Below are 16,427 nucleotides of genomic sequence, written 5' to 3'. Positions count from 1 at the left end.
GGCCGGTCGGCACGGAGAGTAAGACCGATCGGCTTCTTCTGTGAGGCTAGCCGCGCCTGAGGGCGCTTCTCAGTTTCTCGTCAAACATGGCCGTGGTAAAGGGTTTGGGCAGGATATGGATTTTCTCATCCTGTCTGCTTCGGTCGAATATGGCCTGTTCTGCGTAACCCGTTATGAACAGCACCGCGAGCGACGGCCGCAGCACAAGCGCCGCATCTGCCAGTTGCCGTCCATTCAGACCACCCGGCAGGCCGACATCGGTAATCAGCACATCATACAGGCGTTCCCGGTCATTGAGCAGGGCGAGGGCTGCCGTGCCATCGCTTGCCTCCTGAACAATGGCGCCCCAGTCTTCGAGCGTTTCACGAACGGTAAAGCGCAGCGTCTCCTCATCATCGACCAGCAGGACACGCAGGTTACGCAGGGCGTCGCCATCCGGCGAGAGGTCAGGCGCGACGACGGGCGAGGGCAGGGCGGCGGCATGGCTGGGCAGCCAGATATGCACCGAGGTTCCCGCGCCGGGGATCGAGGCAATGCTGACCCGTCCCCCCGATTGTCTGGCAAAGCCATAGATCATGCTCAGCCCCAGCCCGGTCCCCTTGCCCAGAGGCTTGGTGGTAAAGAAGGGGTCGAAAGCGCGTGCCATGACATCGGCGCTCATGCCCACACCCGTATCTGTCACTGAGAGCACCTGATAGATACCGGGGCGCACTCCCCATTCCTCGGCCTGAAGGACACCGAGCGTGGCGCGTGATGTGGCAATTGTCAGGTGTCCGCCCTCGGGCATGGCATCACGGGCGTTGATGGACAGATTGAGCAACGCATTTTCAAGCTGGTTGGTATCGACCAGGGCCGGCCCGATGGTATCGTCAAGGCAGAGTTCGAGCACGACAGCTGGCCCAACCGTGCCGGCAATAAGGTCCTGAAGCCCAAGGATGAGAATATTGATGTCAGCGGGTTGCGGGTCGAGCGTCTGACGACGTGAAAAGGCCAGAAGGCGATGCGTCAAAGCGGCGGCGCGATCCGTGGCACCCTGCGCCGCGGTGATGTACCGGTCCAGCCCCTCTGTACGCCCCTGGGCAATACGACGCGTCAGGAGCGAGAGTGCACCCCCGATCCCGGCCAGGATATTATTGAAGTCGTGGGCCAGGCCGCCTGTCAGCTGTCCAACTGCCTCCATCTTCTGTGACTGGCGAAGCTGATCCTCCAGAGCGATGCGATCGGTCACGTCACGTCCGATCAGATAGATGTCTTCTCCCTCTGTCGAGCCGGACCAGTTGAATGTGTGCCACTCCCCGTCCTGATGCAGGAAACGCAGATCAACGCCATGATCGAGCCTGCCTTCACGCAGCAGGGCAAGGGCCTCGTTTGCGCGCGCCATATCGGCTGGATGCACCAGTTGCTCGGCCTTGCTGCCAATCCAGTCACGCGCCTTGTCGCCAAAGCAGATCTGCCAGCTCGGATTGAGGTAGCGCAGCCTGCCGTCACGATCGGTAAGGGCCAGCAGGTCGGCGCTGATCGCCCACAGCCTGTCGCGTTCGCGCGTACGGCGCAGGACCTGCTCTTCGAGGGTCTCGTTCATGCGGCGCAGGGCTTCCTGCGCACGCATCTGGCGTATGGCGGCCCAGCTTCTGTCAGCAATCGTACGAACGAAGGAGAGCGTGATGTCGTCCCAGCAATGGGCATGGGCAAAATGGACGATCGCGACAGCCTGCAGAACACCGTTATCCATGATCGGCACATTGAGCAGGGCGCAGATCTGAAGCGGTGCAAACTGTGCAGCCTGCGCAGCGGTCAGGGGATCAGTCCTGACATCATCGATGGCGACCACCTCGCCGGCCTTGAGCAGATCGATATAGGAGCCGAAGGACCGGAAGGCATAGAGCCCCGAAACGTCGGGGGTTTCAGGGTCCCTGCGCCAGCAATCGGTGACCTGCGCCAGTTCGCGCTCATGATCCACGTCGGCAAAACCGGAACGGTCTGCCTCGATGGTCATGCCCAGCGTCCGCGCTGTAAGCGCCAGAATGTCAGCCTCACCCGTCAGCGCGCGCAGCTCATCACCGAAAGTAACCAGCGCCTCGCGCTTGAGCGTCTGGCGTTTGGGCGCGTCGATATCGAGCAGAATACCGGGGAAATGACTGATCTGGCCGTTATGGTCATAAGTGCACGAGCCATTCGCCTCGATCCATCGGCTGCCACGTGAGCCGTCATCGCACAGACGAAACTCGCAGCGAAACGGCTTGCGCTCCTGCAATGCCGTGTCGAGCGCTGCCCGAAGAACCGGACGATCTTCAGCCGTGATGCAATCCAGCAATTGCGTGAGCGTCATTCCCTCGCCCAGTCGGGCCGGGGAAAGACGGAGCGTCTGCGCCATGCGCAGATCGCCCGTTACAAGCTGACGTTTGGCGTCCCACAGCCACATGCCGATGATGGTACCGGCCGCAAGTGCAAGCTCAAGGCGCTCGTGCTCCTGATTGGCCACCGTCATGTCACGCGAGACACCGAGGATACGCTCGGGCCTGCCCCCGGGGCCAAGTATGGGTGTCACCACGACATCCCACAGGCGTTTGCGCCCATCGGTTGTCTCGACATATTCCTGAAAATGGCTGGTAAGCCCGTCCCTGGCAGCGTTGATCGCGTCCAGCGACAGCTTGCGCCCGCGCTCCTGCCAGACATCGGGCCAGTAGATCCCCAGCATGTCGGCGGGCGAGCAAAGGCCAAGCACCAGAACAGCGCCGTGATTGACGAAGGTGATATTGCCGTCGAGATCTAGGATCTTCACGCAGTCACTGGCGCTGACGAGCAGCGAATTGACGAAAGACTGGCTGGCGCGCAGTGCAGCCCGTTCATCCGGATCGATCGTGGTGTCGATGACCGTCCCGGTGCAGCCATCGGGATGGGGATGCACACTGATATGAACGGCTCTCGGTGGTCCGTCCGTCTGCCGGAAGGCTACATCGCCTGTTTCAGCCCTCGTCAGCCATGCGACAGGATCGGTTTCCGGCAGGATTTCAGCATTTTCATGGAAACAGGCCAGAAAAACCGGCCATTCGACACCGAGACGTAGGGCTTCAGGGTCGAGGCCACAAAGAGACGCGAGATAGGGATCGCCCGTCAGCAGACCACTCTTCGCATGCCAGAGCAGAAAGCCGAGCGTGGCCTCGCGTGAACGGTTCTCGCCGGGAGGGAGGGGCGCAGCCCGTGTGACGGCAGGCGTCAGTGGCTCACTCTGCAATGGTGCATGGAGGGTACCACCCCGGCCTGGCACAGCGAGGGCACTCGCGTCCCTTTGGCCCATCGTGCCGAGAAGGGTGGCATGAGCCTGAACGATGCGCTTTTGTTGCGGGGTTAAAGGGTTTCGCCGAGCCGCCGCTGCAATCAGCCCTGCGACAGGCGTGCCGAAGGGAAAGAAGTCCCAGCCTGCAAACTCATCCTTACCTGAAAAGGATGTTTCGCGGGTCCAGCCCTGTTCCGTCGTGCGTGAGAGGTCGGGAAATACCGGTATCGCGTCACGGGTTTCAGACCCGCCCTGTGCCCTTGCGACAAGATGCGCATGACCGCCGCTGACAGCAATGAGCGCGAAACCGATCTCGGGGAAGGTTTCGCACAGGGGGTGCAGTGCCGGGTGTGTTGTGGTGGCGGGTGAACCTGTCAGGTTATCCGGACCGGGACGCTCCCAAAGCAACATGTGATACGCCCCCGGATGTTCAGGCTGCCCCCGGGTTGCGGGGGCAGGACAGGCGTCTCAGGCACCATACGATGAGCCCGCTTGATCCGGTCCAGTCATAGCCCCCTGAACGTGAAAGCGTAAATACAGAATCCGGGGCCGATTACACGGATGCCGTCAAACCCCCGTCAACAGTCAGTATATGCCCGTTGACGAAGCTCGATGCCTCGGAGGCGAGAAAGACAGCGGCGCCTACCAGCTCCTCACTCTTGCCCCATCGTGCCGCGGGGGTACGCTGGCACAGCCATGAGGAAAAGGCGGGATCAGCAACGAGGGCTGCGTTCATCTCTGTTTCAAAATACCCAGGGGCGAGCCCGTTGATCTGTAACCCGTGCCGTGCCCAGTCGGTCGCCATGCCCTTTGTGAGCATTTTCACGGCCCCTTTGGTTGCGGTGTAGGGGGCGATGCCGGGACGCGCCAGCTCGCTCTGCACAGAACAGATGTTGATGATCTTGCCGCACCCACGCGTGATCATGCCTTTCGAGACCGCCTGGGCAACGAAAAACACTGAGCTGAGATTGGTGGAAATCAGGCGGTCCCATTCGGCACGTGGAAACTGCTCGAGAGGCGAGCGGAACTGGATGCCGGCGTTGTTGATCAGGATATCGATCGGACCTTCGGCCTCGATCGCCTCGATCCCTGCAATGACCTGATCCTGATTGGTGACATCGAAAACGCTGCCGCGTGTCACAATACCCTCACCCTCCAGACGGGCCCGCGCGGAATCGAGATGTGCAGGGTCACGCCCATTGAGAATGATTTCGGCCCCGTAGCGCCCCAGACCCTGTGCGAGCGTATAGCCGATGCCGCGCGAGGCGCCGGTGATGAGGGCGCGCTTGCCCTTGAGGGAAAAAAGGGCGGGCTCGGACATGGCTGGATCCTTCTCTGGACGGTCCGCCCCGTAACTGTCGGGGCGGACATGATCTGGCGGCTCGCTGAACAAATTTATCGTTTCGAGCCGCTCATATGCTGGGCATGGTATCAGGGATGGTCAGACTGCCCAGCCGACATTTTCGTGTGGTTTCTTTCAGTCATCCTTAGCCTGCACCCTCGTTATGTCAGGCAAAGGGATGACTGGGGCCTGCGCGCGAGGGTTTTTCAGGCGCCCATGTCGGGGCCAGCAGGTGGGCGTGTGTCGTCGCCGATCTTGGCGCGGCGCATGGGGCACGCCATACAGGAGAAATGACCAAGGAAGCGACCTATCTCCCTATCGCCCTGCGCCTCGATGACGGCCGCGCCCTCGTAATCGGGGGCGGGCAGGTGGCCGCCAACAAGCTGCGCCTGCTTCTGGGGCGCTGTGATGATATCGCCCAGATCGGTCCGGTTCATGACATCGAAATCCGCCAGGCGATCGACAGCGGCAAGGTCACCCATCTCGGCGAAGCCTTGGACGCGCGTCGTATCAGCGCGTTGCTGGGCGGGATGCGGATTGTTTTTGCGGCCACCGAGGACGCTGCGTTCAACCGTGTCATTGCGGCACAGGCGCGCGAACAGGGGGTGAATATCTGCGTCGTTGACGACCCTGAACCATCCACCTTCATTACCCCTGCCATCATTGACCGGACACCGGTTCAGATTGCGATCTCGACCAATGGCGCAGCGCCCGTACTGGCCCGGCGCCTGCGCACCCAGATCGAGGCGCTGCTTCCCGACGGGCTCTCGCGCCTGGCGCGCTTCATGCAGGCGCAGCGCGCATGGATACGCCATGCTCAGCCAGACACCATGATCCGGCGACGGGCATGGGAGGATTTCGTGGATGGCGCGGGTGCCGAGCAGGCCCTGCGGGGAGAAGATGAGGCGGCAAGAGCCAGTCTCGAACGCAGCCTGGGCGGCGTGCCGAGAGAAGGCGAGGTCTGGCTGGTCGGTGCCGGGCCGGGTGATCCGGACCTTCTCACGCTGGCGGCTCTGCGCCTGATGCAGAATGCCGACACCGTTTTGTATGACCAGTTGATTCCACCTGCAATCATGGACCGTGTGCGGCGTGACGCTGAGCGTGTGTTCGTTGGCAAGAAGCGCAGCCACCACACCTTGCCGCAGGAAGGGATCAATGACGAGTTGATACGCCGCGCCAAAGCGGGTGAACGCGTTCTGCGCCTGAAGGGAGGCGATCCGTTCATTTTCGGGCGTGGTGGTGAGGAAATGGAGGCGCTGGTGGATGCCGGTGTCACTGTACGCGTCATCCCCGGCATCACGGCAGCCAGTGGGTGTGGCGCGGCGGCAGGCATCCCGTTGACGCATCGGGACTGCGCACAGAGCTGTGTGTTTGTCACCGGTCACGCCCGCGCCGATGGCACGCTCAATCTGGATTGGCCGAGTCTGGCCAAGAAAGGGCAGACACTCGCCATCTATATGGGGCTCGCGCCGATGGCGGATCTCTGCGCCCAGCTTCAGGCCCATGGCCTGCCCGCCGACTGGCCCGCCGCTGTAATCGAGCATGGCACGCGTCATGATCAGCGCGTGCATGTGGCAACGCTTGCGACGCTGCCTGCGTTGGTTATCGAGCGCAATGTGGCAAGCCCGGCGCTCACCCTCGTGGGGGAGGTGGTGAACCACCGCCGCTCGGGGCATGGGAAAGCAATTCACCATAAAGAAGCGTGAGTTTGTAGTTTACCCATTGCACGGTGTTGTCTGAGGTATTATGTCGAGCGTGATGGCGCAATAAGCGATTTTTCAGTGTGGATTCAACCGATCATGGCCCTGACCCAGACCGAACGGCAGATCCTTGAAACGACCGGCGAGGAAGCAATCCTGGAGCGCTCCATGGAGGTGCTTTCAGGGCGTATGGCGCTTGTCTCGTCCTTTGGGGCCGAATCCGCGCTGCTTCTTGCTCTGGTTGCCGATATCGACCGCGATTTTCCGATATTCTTTCTCGATACCAGGCGTCACTTCCCCGAGACGCTGAGCTATCGTGATGCCCTGATCGATCACCTTGGACTGACCGGGGTTGTAAATATCGCGCCCTCGGCCAAGGCGCTGCATGATCGTGATCCGCAGGACATGCTGGCCGATTTCGACCCGGATGCCTGCTGCGCCCTGCGCAAGGTCGAGCCTATGGATGACGCATTGAACGATTTCGATGCGTGGATAACCGGGCGCAAACGCGGTCAGGCAGCGACACGCGCCTCGATGGCCGTCTTCGAGCCGCTTGCGGACGGGCGAGCCAAGATCAATCCACTTGCCTCCTGGACGCGCGAGCGCATCGCAAGCGAAATGACCCGGCGTAACTTGCCGCGTCACCCCCTGACGGCCCTCGGTTTCAAATCCATCGGCTGTGCGCCCTGCACACGGGCCGTGGCTGAAGGTGAGGACCCCAGAGCCGGACGCTGGGCCGGCCAGACCAAAACCGAATGCGGCATTCACCTGCCAGCGCGATAACGGAGCATAAAATGAGTTTGGCGTCCCCCACCCTCGCCACGCCGCGTGCCATGGATGACCTCGATCAGCTTGAGGCGCAGAGCATCTTCATTCTGCGTGAGGCCTATCGCAAGCTGCGTCCGCTCTCCCTGCTCTGGTCTCTGGGCAAGGACAGCAATGTCATGGTCTGGCTGGCGCGCAAGGCGTTCATGGGCCGCGTGCCGTTTCCGGTCATGCATGTCGATACGGGCAAGAAATTCCCTGAGATGTATGCCTTTCGCGAGGAATACACCAAGAAATGGAACCTCGACCTGATGTTGGGCGATTGTCCGCCGGTTGAGGAAATCGACCCGTCCCTGCCGCCTGCAGCGCGCTCAGCCGCGCGCAAGACCGCCGGTCTGGCCAGCCTGATTGAAAAGCACAAGCTGCGTGGCGTCATTGCCGGTATCCGACGTGACGAGCAGGCAACCCGCGCCAAGGAACGCGTGTTCAGCCCGCGTGGGGCGGGTCATCGCTGGGATGTGCGCAATCAGCCGCCGGAATTCTGGGATCAGTACGCCACCCCTTATGAGGACGGGATGCATATCCGTGTGCATCCGCTGCTGTCATGGCGCGAAATCGATATCTGGCGCTATATCGAGCGCGAGAACATCCCGCTGGTCGATCTGTATTTCGCGAAGAACGGCAAGCGTTACCGCTCGCTGGGTGACCAGGACATCACGAGCCCCATCGACAGCAATGCCTCAACCCTCGCCGAGGTGATTGCCGAGCTTGAAAACAGCAAGACATCCGAGCGTGCCGGTCGCGCGATGGATCATGAATCGGAAGACGCGTTCGAGCGTCTGCGTGTTGCGGGTTATCTCTGAGCCATGGGCGAAATCATGAAAAACAACGACCTCCCAGCCTCGCTGCGCGCCGCTGCCACGCCGATCGTTATTGTTGGCCATGTCGATCATGGCAAATCGACGCTTATCGGCCGTCTGCTTTACGACACGGACAGTCTGCAGGACGGCAAGCTCGCTCAGATTGTCGAGAGCAGTCGCAAGCGCGGCCTTGCCGTCGAATGGAGCTTCCTTCTCGACTCGCTCCAGATTGAGCGTGATCAGGGCGTGACCGTCGATTCCACCAGAATTCCGTTCCATCTGGGCGGGCGCGAGTTCGTTATTGTCGATGCGCCGGGCCATCGCCAGTTTCTGCGCAACATGATCACTGGTGCCGCTGACGCCGAAGCCGCCGTGCTGGTGGTGGATGCGCTTGAAGGCGCTCAGGAGCAGACGCGTCGTCACGCGATGCTCCTGCGCCTGATCGGCATCCGTCATGTGATCGTGCTGCTCAACAAATCCGATCTGCTAGATTTCGATCAGGCGAAGATCGCCCATGCCGAAGCCGATGTGCGCGACTTGCTGGGTCGTCTGGAAATCACAGTCGAGGCCTTCGTCCCGGCCTCCGCGCGTGATGGTGATAACATTGCCAGCCGTTCGGAGCGCGCGCCCTGGTACACGGGCCCGACGCTGGTTGAGGCTCTGGCCGCCGTACCGGCACTGGCTTCACGTCTGGCTCTCGATTTCCGTATGCCTGTGCAGGATGTCTATCGCTTCGACGATGTGCGCTATGTCGCCGGGCGGATCGAGCGCGGTGTCATTCGCGCAGGCGATCGCATCATGATCGGCTCACAGGGTCAGCAGGCCACAGTTGCAGAAATCTGCCGCTGGCATGCGCCGGAAAATCCTGTCGCGGGAGCAGGGGAGTCCATCGCGTTGCGTCTGGAGCCCGATCTGGTGCCGGACCGTGGGGATCTGCTTTATCCGGCACAGGAAAATGGGGCGGCACCGATCCGCACTGCGCGCCTGCGCACACGTCTTTTCTGGCTACGTGGTGAGCCCCTGCGTGTGGGTGAGAGCTTTACCCTGCGTCTGGCCACGGCCGAACACGATGTGACGGTTGCCTCGATCGATGCCGTCGTGAACCTTGATGATCTCACGCTTTCGCCCGGCGACGAGGTGCCGCCGGATGGTTTTGCCGAGATCACCCTGGTGGCGTCTCACGCCATTCTGTTCGACCCGTTCTCACCAGGTTACAGCGATGGGCGTGGTGTGCTGGTGGATCGCTTCCAGCGCATCGTGGGCGGTGCCCCACTGCTTGGGGCTGCTGAACTGCCGGACGGGGCTCATGCCATCCACCCGACAGCCAGCAAGGTGACTGCCGCGCAGCGTCAGTCTTTGCATGGTCACAAGGGCGCTGTGTTCTGGCTGACTGGCCTGCCGGGTTCGGGCAAGAGCACGATTGCCCGGGCGGTTGAGACCGATCTGGTCGCGGCTGGGGTTCGTGCAACAGTGCTTGATGGCGACACGCTGCGCGCCGGTCTGTGCAGCGATCTCGGCTTCTCGCCAGAGGATCGACGCGAGAATATCCGTCGCGCTGCCCATGTGGCGCGTATTCTGGCAGAGAGCGGGCAGGCTGTTATCGTGGCTCTTGTCTCCCCTCTGATCGAGGACCGTGCGCTTGCGGCGCAGATCGTGGGTGAGGGCTTCCACGAGATCCATGTGGATACGGCGGTGGAAATCTGTGAGTCCCGTGACCCAAAAGGACTTTATGCCGCAGCGAGAGCGGGGAAGATTGCAGATTTCACGGGCGTCAGCGCGCCTTATGAAACACCGGCTAACCCGGCAATGCGCCTTGAAACGCTCGGGGCCCTGGACGGAACGGTGCAGGGTTTCGCGTCCTTCGTGCGCGGTGTGATCATCGCGTAAAGAGCGGATCAGGCGACTTTTCGGGTCGCCTGATCTTTTCTTTCATCCAGAAGGCGGTTCGCTCAATCATCTGTAAACGGTGAGTGGGCGGCCGCTTCAGCTTCCAGAGCGCAGCGTGCCTCGTCCGGGCGGGTGTTCTCCGCCTGCATGGCAAGGAGCTCTTCACGGGCCTTTGGCATCAGGGCCCGAATGGCCGGGTTTTCAAGAGTGGCAACGGCAAAGGCCCCGGCTGCCTGATAGCCCGCAGCAACATCCGACGCCCAGTGCACGCCGCATATGATGCGGCTTTCTCCAATGACACGACCACGTTGCAGCAGTTCTGCGCTGCGTTCCGGCAGAAGTGCGGAGAGGACGAGCGCTGTGGAATAGCCGGCGATGGTATGACCCGATGGGTAAGACGGGCTTTTTGCCAGTCTCTCATCACGCGCAACGCAAATGGGCGCCTCATTGCCGATGAAGGGACGCTTGCGCTTCCAGTAATGCTTTTCTTCCGACGTTCTGCCGCTTTCGGCCTTGGCCATCATGTCGAGGATACGCGCCAGAGTCGGGGCTCGCGCGATGTCGATCGTGAAGCCTGCTGCACAGGAAAAGCCCTTGAGGAAGGGGGCAGGGCGCAAATCGGCGTCGCTTTGCGCGAGTGCCCAGCGTGGCGAGCCCTTGAGAGCGCGTGTGCGTGCGAAAATCCGATCATCATCGCCTTGCGCGGCCAGCCCGACCGATGGCGGTGTCGCGAGGGCCAGACGCTCATCCGGCAAACGGGCGGTATCGAGAGGCTGGGTGGGTACTGTGGTACACGAAGCGAGAAGGCAGAGCAGAAAACCGCCCCGAACAAAGGATTTCTGGCCGGATCTGGAAAAGGTCATGTCAAGCCTGTTCGTTCCATATGAGATATGAATGGCTGTTATCAGGATTGGGAGATTAGGAAAACTGTTCCAGCAGGCTGGATGCGCTGCGGCAATCGACCGCAACGCAACCTGAAGGGCATTTCAGGGGAGTATCGACGCGAAATGGGCACCATAGCGCGGTGGTTCGGCGGCGACCGGAGTGACTGATGGTGTTTCCCTGTCTTCAAGCAGTTCCAGGATGGTTCTGGTCCGAATCCGTTCTGCTGGTGAGGTAAAATCATAGATCACATCGCGGGCGGCGCGGCTGGAGGCGATAAGACCAGCGCGACGTAACTCGCCGAGCTGTTGTGACAGGGCAGGTTGACCTATCCCGGTGCGGGTCTCGATTTCAGCCACGGCATAGGGGGCCTCGCTCAGGACGGACAGGATCGCCAGGCGTTGCGCCTGCCCATAAAGGCGAAGTCGCTCTACAAGGCGTGCCATATGCTGGCTGTTCATGGCCGTCATCGCTCGTCATCTTGCTGCAGATTGTGAAACCAGGGTTGATCGCATCGCGCATTCATTTCTGCCACGGTGAGCGAGGGGGGGCGGAAGATGGCACCACCCGGCTGCCAGTTCTCCGGTGTCAGGGCATCGCCGTGCGCGGCGCGCTGCAGTGCCGCGACTGTGCGAAGAATTTCGTTCACCGAGCGACCCACGCAGAGCGGATAAGCCAGAATGGCTTGTATTCGCCCGTCAGGGTCAATGATGTAGGTCGAGCGTACCGTGCTGCTGTCTTGGGCTGACGCATCAAGCATCCCGTAGCCCCGCGCAATGGCCATGGAGGGATCCTCCACAATCGGGAAGCTGATTTCGGTACCGAGATCGCGCCCGATGGCATTGATCCAGGCCAGATGGGACGGCAGTGAGTCGACGGAAAGGCCGATCAGCTGACATTCGAGTTGATCGAATTGTGGCTGGGCCTTCGCGAAGGCGACAAATTCACTGGTGCAGACTGGTGTGAAATCAGCAGGGTGTGAGAAGAGCACAACCCAGCGCCCCCTGAAATCACTGAGTGTCAGGGGCCCCAATGTTGTACGGGCACGGAAATTGGGGGCGAGTGCGCCGAGACGCAGGGGTGGCTGTGCCTGTTCTTCCATCGTCATTCATCTCCTTCACCGTGAACCAGCATCGGCGCTCGCCGATTCACGATTTAACGTTGGGTGGCCGTGTTGTTCTTGACGGGAGCAGATATCACAATTACATAAATCGAGAAATATCATATTCAGTAAATATGTAATTTACGATCAGTTCAGCGGAGCGCGCATGATGGATGACGCAACGATTGCCCGGGCAGCCAGTCAGATCGAAGCCAGCAGAGCGGGCCAGTTGCCGTGCCCGGTGGTGCGCAGCTTCTTCGACGAAACAACTTTCACGGCCTCGCATGTCGTGCACGACCCCCGTACCCGTGAAGCGGCGGTTATCGACAGCGTGCTCGATTATGACCCCGCGTCCGGTCGCACGGGGTCGTCAAGCGCTCAGGCCATTCTTGAGTATATCCGCGCTGAGTCCCTGACCGTAACATGGCAGCTTGAGACCCACGCCCATGCCGATCACCTGTCGGCGGCGCCCTGGCTGCAGGAGCAGTTGGGAGGCAAGCTCGCCATAGGTGCCGAGATCACCCATGTTCAGGAGGTGTTCGGCAAGATCTTCAATGCCGGCACGCGCTTTGCACGGGACGGCTCTCAGTTCGATCATCTGTTCCGTGATGGCGAGCGTTTCAGGATTGGTGAAATCGAGGCGATTGCGCTGCACGTGCCAGGGCATACCCCAGCCGATATGGCGTTCGTGATCGGTGATTGCGCCTTTATCGGTGATACGCTCTTCATGCCCGATTTCGGAACGGCCCGCGCTGATTTCCCCGGTGGCGATGCGAGGCAGCTCTATCGCTCCATTCGTCGCCTGCTTTCCCTGCCGCGTGAGACGCGTCTTTTCCTGTGTCATGATTACAAGGCACCCGGACGTGACTGGTTTGCCTGGGAGACCACCATCGGGGCACAGCGCGACAGCAACCTGCACGTGCATGACGGTGTGACCGAGGACGAATTCGTCGAGATGCGCACGAAACGTGATGCGACTTTGAGCCTGCCCAATCTCATTATGCCCTCGGTCCAGATCAACATGCGCGGGGGGCGACTGCCGGAGCCGGAAGAGAACGGTACGCGTTATATCAAGATACCGCTCGACAAGCTTTGAGAGGACGCTGTGCGGTGTCCAGCTCGAATGGCCTGCACAGCACCTTGCTGACCCCCGCCCGTTACAGAACGCAGCATCCAGCCGGTGCGCATTGACCCGGCCCGCAATACAGCCCGAGAAGAGAGAGGCAAGCTCATGTCCCTTCGTTTCCTGACGGCCCATTTCGCCGTATCGCCCCAGATCAGGGTGGAAGATCTGCCCGCGCTCAAGGAGCAGGGCTTCAGCGGCATTATCTGCACCCGCCCCGATGGTGAGGAAAAGGATCAGCCCGGCGTGGCCGATCTGGGTGTGGCGGCGGAAAAATGCGGACTGGCTTTTGCCTATATCCCGGTGCGTATGGGGGCCACGCCCGATGCGCATAGTGTCTCGGTCATGCGTCAGACCCTTGCCGAGATGACCGGCCCTGACAATACCGGCAAGGTTCTGGGCTATTGCCGTTCCGGCAGGCGTGCGGCTGATCTGTTCGAGCTGGCCTTGACCCAGAAGGAAGAGAAGCCCGCTGGCGCACAGCGCTTTGATGTTGTTGTGGTTGGCGGCGGCGCGGGTGGTCTCGCCTGCGCAGCAGGCCTGCTGCGTCGTCGGCCGGGGCTGCTGGTGGCCGTCGTCGAACCCTCGACCGAGCATTACTATCAACCGGGCTGGACGCTTGTGGGTGGGGGGGTCTTCATGGCGCAGCAGACGCGTCGATCCGAAGTCGGGCTCATCCCGGCGCGCGCCAACTGGATCCGTCAGGCCGTCACGGCCTTCCTGCCTGAGCGGAACCGTATCGAGCTCGGTGACGGGACCCAGATTGCCTATGACGCGCTTGTCGTGGCGACCGGGCTCAAACTCGACTGGGCCGCGATTCCGGGACTGGCCGAGACGCTGGGCAAGAATGGCGTGACGTCGAACTATCGCTACGATCTCGCCCCCTATACCTGGGAGCTGGTGAGCAAGCTCGAAGAGGGCAAGGCGCTGTTCTCCCAGCCACCCATGCCAATCAAATGTGCAGGGGCGCCACAAAAGGCCATGTATCTCGCCTGTGATGCCTGGCGTCGTCGTGGGGTGCTGGGTCGCGTGCAGGTCGAGTTCGATACAGCGACGCCCAGCCTGTTTGGCGTGGCCGATTTCGTGCCCGCCCTGATGGATTACATCAAGGGCTACAGTATTGACCTCAACCTCAAGTCACGACTGGTGGCGGTCGATGGCGAGCGCAAGGTTGCAACGTTCGAGCGCGTTACCGAGGCCGGTACGGAACGTGTCGAACGCGCATTCGACATGCTGCATGTCGTACCGCCCCAGACCGCGCCTGATGTCATTCGTTCCTCGCCGCTCGCTGGCGCCGATGGCTTTGTGTCGGTCCATCCGGATACGATGCAGCACACGCAGTATGCGAATGTTTTCGCCGTGGGTGACGTGGCCGGGACGAGCAATGCCAAGACGGCTGCTGCTGCACGCAAACAGGCACCTGTGGTGATCGAGAACCTGATTGCCCAGCTTTCGGGACGCAAGCCGGATGCTGTGTATGACGGTTACGGCGGCTGTCCGCTGACGGTTGAGCGCGGCAAGATTGTGCTGGCCGAGTTTGGCTATGGCGGCAAGCTGCTCCCGACCCTGCCGGCCTGGCTGCTTGACGGCAAGAAGCCCACACGCCTGGCCTGGTTTCTCAAGGAAAAGATCATGCCGCGTCTGTACTGGGATTTCATGCTGAAGGGGCGCGAGTTTCTGGTGCGACCCGCCCGCAAGACCGAGGGCTGATCTCAAGCAATGCTGTCGACCCCGTTCATGCCCGACGCGTTCATGTCTGCCTCGTCTGTCCCTGCTCTGGCATGCGGGAGTCTGGTTGGTCTGGTTCTGGGCCTCATCGGTGGCGGCGGGTCCATTCTTGCTGTCCCGCTGCTGATCTATGTTGTGGGGGTGCGTAACCCCCATATCGCGATTGGCACGAGTGCTTTTGCTGTCGCGATCAACGCGCTGGCAGGTCTGCTCAGCCATGCGCGTGAGCACACGGTCAAATGGCGCTGCGCCGGTTTCTTCGCGCCGGCCGGGATGCTTGGCGCGGCGCTTGGGGCGCAGCTTGGCAAGGCGATGGATGGACAGCGACTTCTGTTGCTGTTTGCCGGTCTCATGGTGCTTGTCGGGATCGCGATGATCCGTGGCCGTCATGACGAGGGCATACCGGGGGCGGCGTGTAATCGTGACAATGTCTGGAAGGTTGGCCTGTTTGGCCTGTGCACAGGCGGGCTGTCCGGATTTTTCGGTATCGGTGGCGGGTTCCTGATTGTACCGGCACTGATGGCGGCTACGCATATGCCGGTCCTCAATGCCGTGGGCACCTCACTTGTGGCTGTTGCGGCCTTTGGGGTCACAACGTCTGTCAGCTATGCGTTTTCGGGCCTTGTGGACTGGCCTCTGGCCCTGTGGTTCATCATGGGGGGCGTTGTCGGATGCCTGGTGGGGACGAAACTGGCCAGCCGTCTCGGTAAAGGGTCCGGTGCCACGTTGAAACTTCTCTTTGCTGGCCTCATCTTTGTCGTGGCGGCCTATATCGCCTATCGCACACTCTGAAAGCGCAGGCATCTTGTCCGCTGCGCGCCCTCAGAACCCCTTGCCCCGACCCTGAGGCGCCATGCGGCGTCTTTGAAATATACCCGGAAAGATGAACCCGCCATGAGCGCGCCTGACAGCAGACTGACGCAAGATGATATCCTTTCGGCAGTGGAGGGGCTGGTGGCGGCCGAAAGCGACATGATCGCGAATATGGCCAATATCGCAGCAGTTCTCTTTGAGGCACTCCCGCGCATCAACTGGGCAGGGTTCTATCTGCTGCGCGAGGGTGAACTGGTTCTGGGGCCGTTTCAAGGGCGTGTAGCCTGCACCCGCATTGCGCTGGGGCGCGGGGTATGTGGCAAGGCTGCCAGCGAACGTGGTATCCAGCGTATCGATGATGTCCACAGCTTCCCCGGCCATATTGCATGCGATGCGGCATCAGCGTCGGAAATCGTTCTGCCTCTAGTCAGAAACGGTGAATTGCTGGGCGTACTCGACATCGACAGCCCGGAACAGGCGCGTTTTGGCGATGCCGAGCAGGCTGTGCTGGAGCGCGTTGTTACCCTCCTGCTAAAAGCCTGACGCTGGATTGCGCGCGCGGCCTGATCGTGAGGGAAGGGCCATGCGCGCAGTCCAGCAGGGGTATTGCTGAGGATGAAAGAGGCGGATGAGGGGGCTTTCTGTGGCTTTCAGCCTTGGTACCACCTTCCGAAAGGGCCAATGCCAACATCGTGCCCTTCGGTCTCGGCCCCGTCGCCGCCGTGCCACTCTACCTGAGGTAAATTGGGCCCGGCTGCGGCGGCATCGCATCATCCTGTTGAATGAGCGTCTCTAGAGCGTTTTCCTCTCAATCTGGCTTATATCCAGCGGCGGTGAAGAAGTTGGCGCATTCTGCGGGCGCGACCTGATCGATGAGTTTGCCGATCCTGTTCCAAAGCCCGTCGCGGGTGCGTTCGGCGGCGCGGCGGAGATGGGCCTTGAGTTTGG

Annotated in this window: 13 protein-coding genes and 1 pseudogene; 8 read left to right on the top strand and 6 right to left on the bottom strand. The window is 61.3% G+C overall.

The features are described 5' to 3' along the window. Positions 1–46: 46 nt before the first annotated feature. Together ACWNRM_RS06595 and ACWNRM_RS06590 are read right to left on the bottom strand one after the other, a co-directional pair. Positions 47–3,688, bottom strand: a complete 3,642-nt coding sequence (locus ACWNRM_RS06595; RefSeq protein ID WP_485170187.1) for a PAS domain-containing protein — start codon at positions 3,686–3,688, stop codon at positions 47–49. 142 nt (positions 3,689–3,830) lie between these two features. Beyond that, the gene (locus tag ACWNRM_RS06590; protein ID WP_485170188.1) at positions 3,831–4,598 is read right to left on the bottom strand and encodes an SDR family oxidoreductase; all 768 of its coding nucleotides are present in this window, start codon (positions 4,596–4,598) and stop codon (positions 3,831–3,833) included. Between the two features lie 311 nt (positions 4,599–4,909). Here ACWNRM_RS06590 and cysG point away from each other — a divergent pair, with 311 nt between their 5' ends. From cysG to cysC, 4 genes are all read left to right on the top strand, one after another. Continuing rightward, entirely contained in the window at positions 4,910–6,325 is a 1,416-nt protein-coding gene (gene cysG / locus ACWNRM_RS06585; RefSeq protein ID WP_485170189.1) for a siroheme synthase CysG, read from the top strand. Between the two features lie 93 nt (positions 6,326–6,418). Then, complete coding sequence (locus tag ACWNRM_RS06580; protein ID WP_485170190.1) at positions 6,419–7,102, top strand: phosphoadenylyl-sulfate reductase; 684 nt, start codon at positions 6,419–6,421, stop codon at positions 7,100–7,102. A gap of 50 nt (positions 7,103–7,152) precedes the next feature. Then, positions 7,153–7,947 (top strand): sulfate adenylyltransferase subunit CysD, encoded by a 795-nt coding sequence (cysD, locus tag ACWNRM_RS06575; RefSeq protein WP_023979512.1) that lies wholly within the window; start codon positions 7,153–7,155, stop codon positions 7,945–7,947. A gap of 15 nt (positions 7,948–7,962) precedes the next feature. Continuing rightward, entirely contained in the window at positions 7,963–9,831 is a 1,869-nt protein-coding gene (gene cysC / locus ACWNRM_RS06570; RefSeq protein ID WP_485170191.1) for an adenylyl-sulfate kinase, read from the top strand. Positions 9,832–9,893: 62 nt separating this feature from the next. On the opposite strand, the gene ACWNRM_RS06565 is transcribed toward cysC, so the two are convergent. The 3 genes from ACWNRM_RS06565 to ACWNRM_RS06555 form a co-directional block, all read right to left on the bottom strand. Beyond that, complete coding sequence (locus ACWNRM_RS06565; protein WP_485170192.1) at positions 9,894–10,694, bottom strand: acid phosphatase; 801 nt, start codon at positions 10,692–10,694, stop codon at positions 9,894–9,896. Positions 10,695–10,817: 123 nt separating this feature from the next. Then, a complete protein-coding gene (locus ACWNRM_RS06560) occupies positions 10,818–11,183 on the bottom strand; it encodes an ArsR/SmtB family transcription factor (protein ID WP_485172178.1) in 366 nt (121 codons plus the stop codon). Further along, the gene (locus ACWNRM_RS06555) at positions 11,180–11,821 is read right to left on the bottom strand and encodes a peroxiredoxin (protein WP_485170194.1); all 642 of its coding nucleotides are present in this window, start codon (positions 11,819–11,821) and stop codon (positions 11,180–11,182) included. Before ACWNRM_RS06555 ends, ACWNRM_RS06560 begins: the two co-directional genes overlap by 4 nt. Positions 11,822–11,984: 163 nt before the next feature. Here ACWNRM_RS06555 and ACWNRM_RS06550 point away from each other — a divergent pair, with 163 nt between their 5' ends. From ACWNRM_RS06550 to ACWNRM_RS06535, 4 genes are all read left to right on the top strand, one after another. Beyond that, positions 11,985–12,911 carry an MBL fold metallo-hydrolase gene (locus tag ACWNRM_RS06550; protein WP_485170204.1) on the top strand — a complete coding sequence of 309 codons (927 nt, stop codon included), beginning with the start codon at positions 11,985–11,987 and terminating at the stop codon, positions 12,909–12,911. A gap of 135 nt (positions 12,912–13,046) precedes the next feature. Further along, the gene (locus ACWNRM_RS06545) at positions 13,047–14,648 is read left to right on the top strand and encodes a bifunctional protein tyrosine phosphatase family protein/NAD(P)/FAD-dependent oxidoreductase (protein WP_485170195.1); all 1,602 of its coding nucleotides are present in this window, start codon (positions 13,047–13,049) and stop codon (positions 14,646–14,648) included. A 42-nt stretch (positions 14,649–14,690) separates the two neighbouring features. Next, complete coding sequence (locus ACWNRM_RS06540; RefSeq protein WP_485170196.1) at positions 14,691–15,458, top strand: sulfite exporter TauE/SafE family protein; 768 nt, start codon at positions 14,691–14,693, stop codon at positions 15,456–15,458. A gap of 102 nt (positions 15,459–15,560) precedes the next feature. Then, positions 15,561–16,022 carry a GAF domain-containing protein gene (locus ACWNRM_RS06535; protein ID WP_485170197.1) on the top strand — a complete coding sequence of 154 codons (462 nt, stop codon included), beginning with the start codon at positions 15,561–15,563 and terminating at the stop codon, positions 16,020–16,022. A 265-nt stretch (positions 16,023–16,287) separates the two neighbouring features. Here the strand turns inward: ACWNRM_RS06535 and ACWNRM_RS06530 are convergent. Further along, positions 16,288–16,427: pseudogene (locus ACWNRM_RS06530) on the bottom strand (IS630 family transposase); the annotation flags it as partial.

The sequence above is a fragment of the Asaia sp. A2 genome (assembly GCF_057319415.1).
The sequence above is the reverse complement of the archived record's forward strand: the minus strand, read 5'-3'. Positions and strand labels throughout refer to the sequence as shown.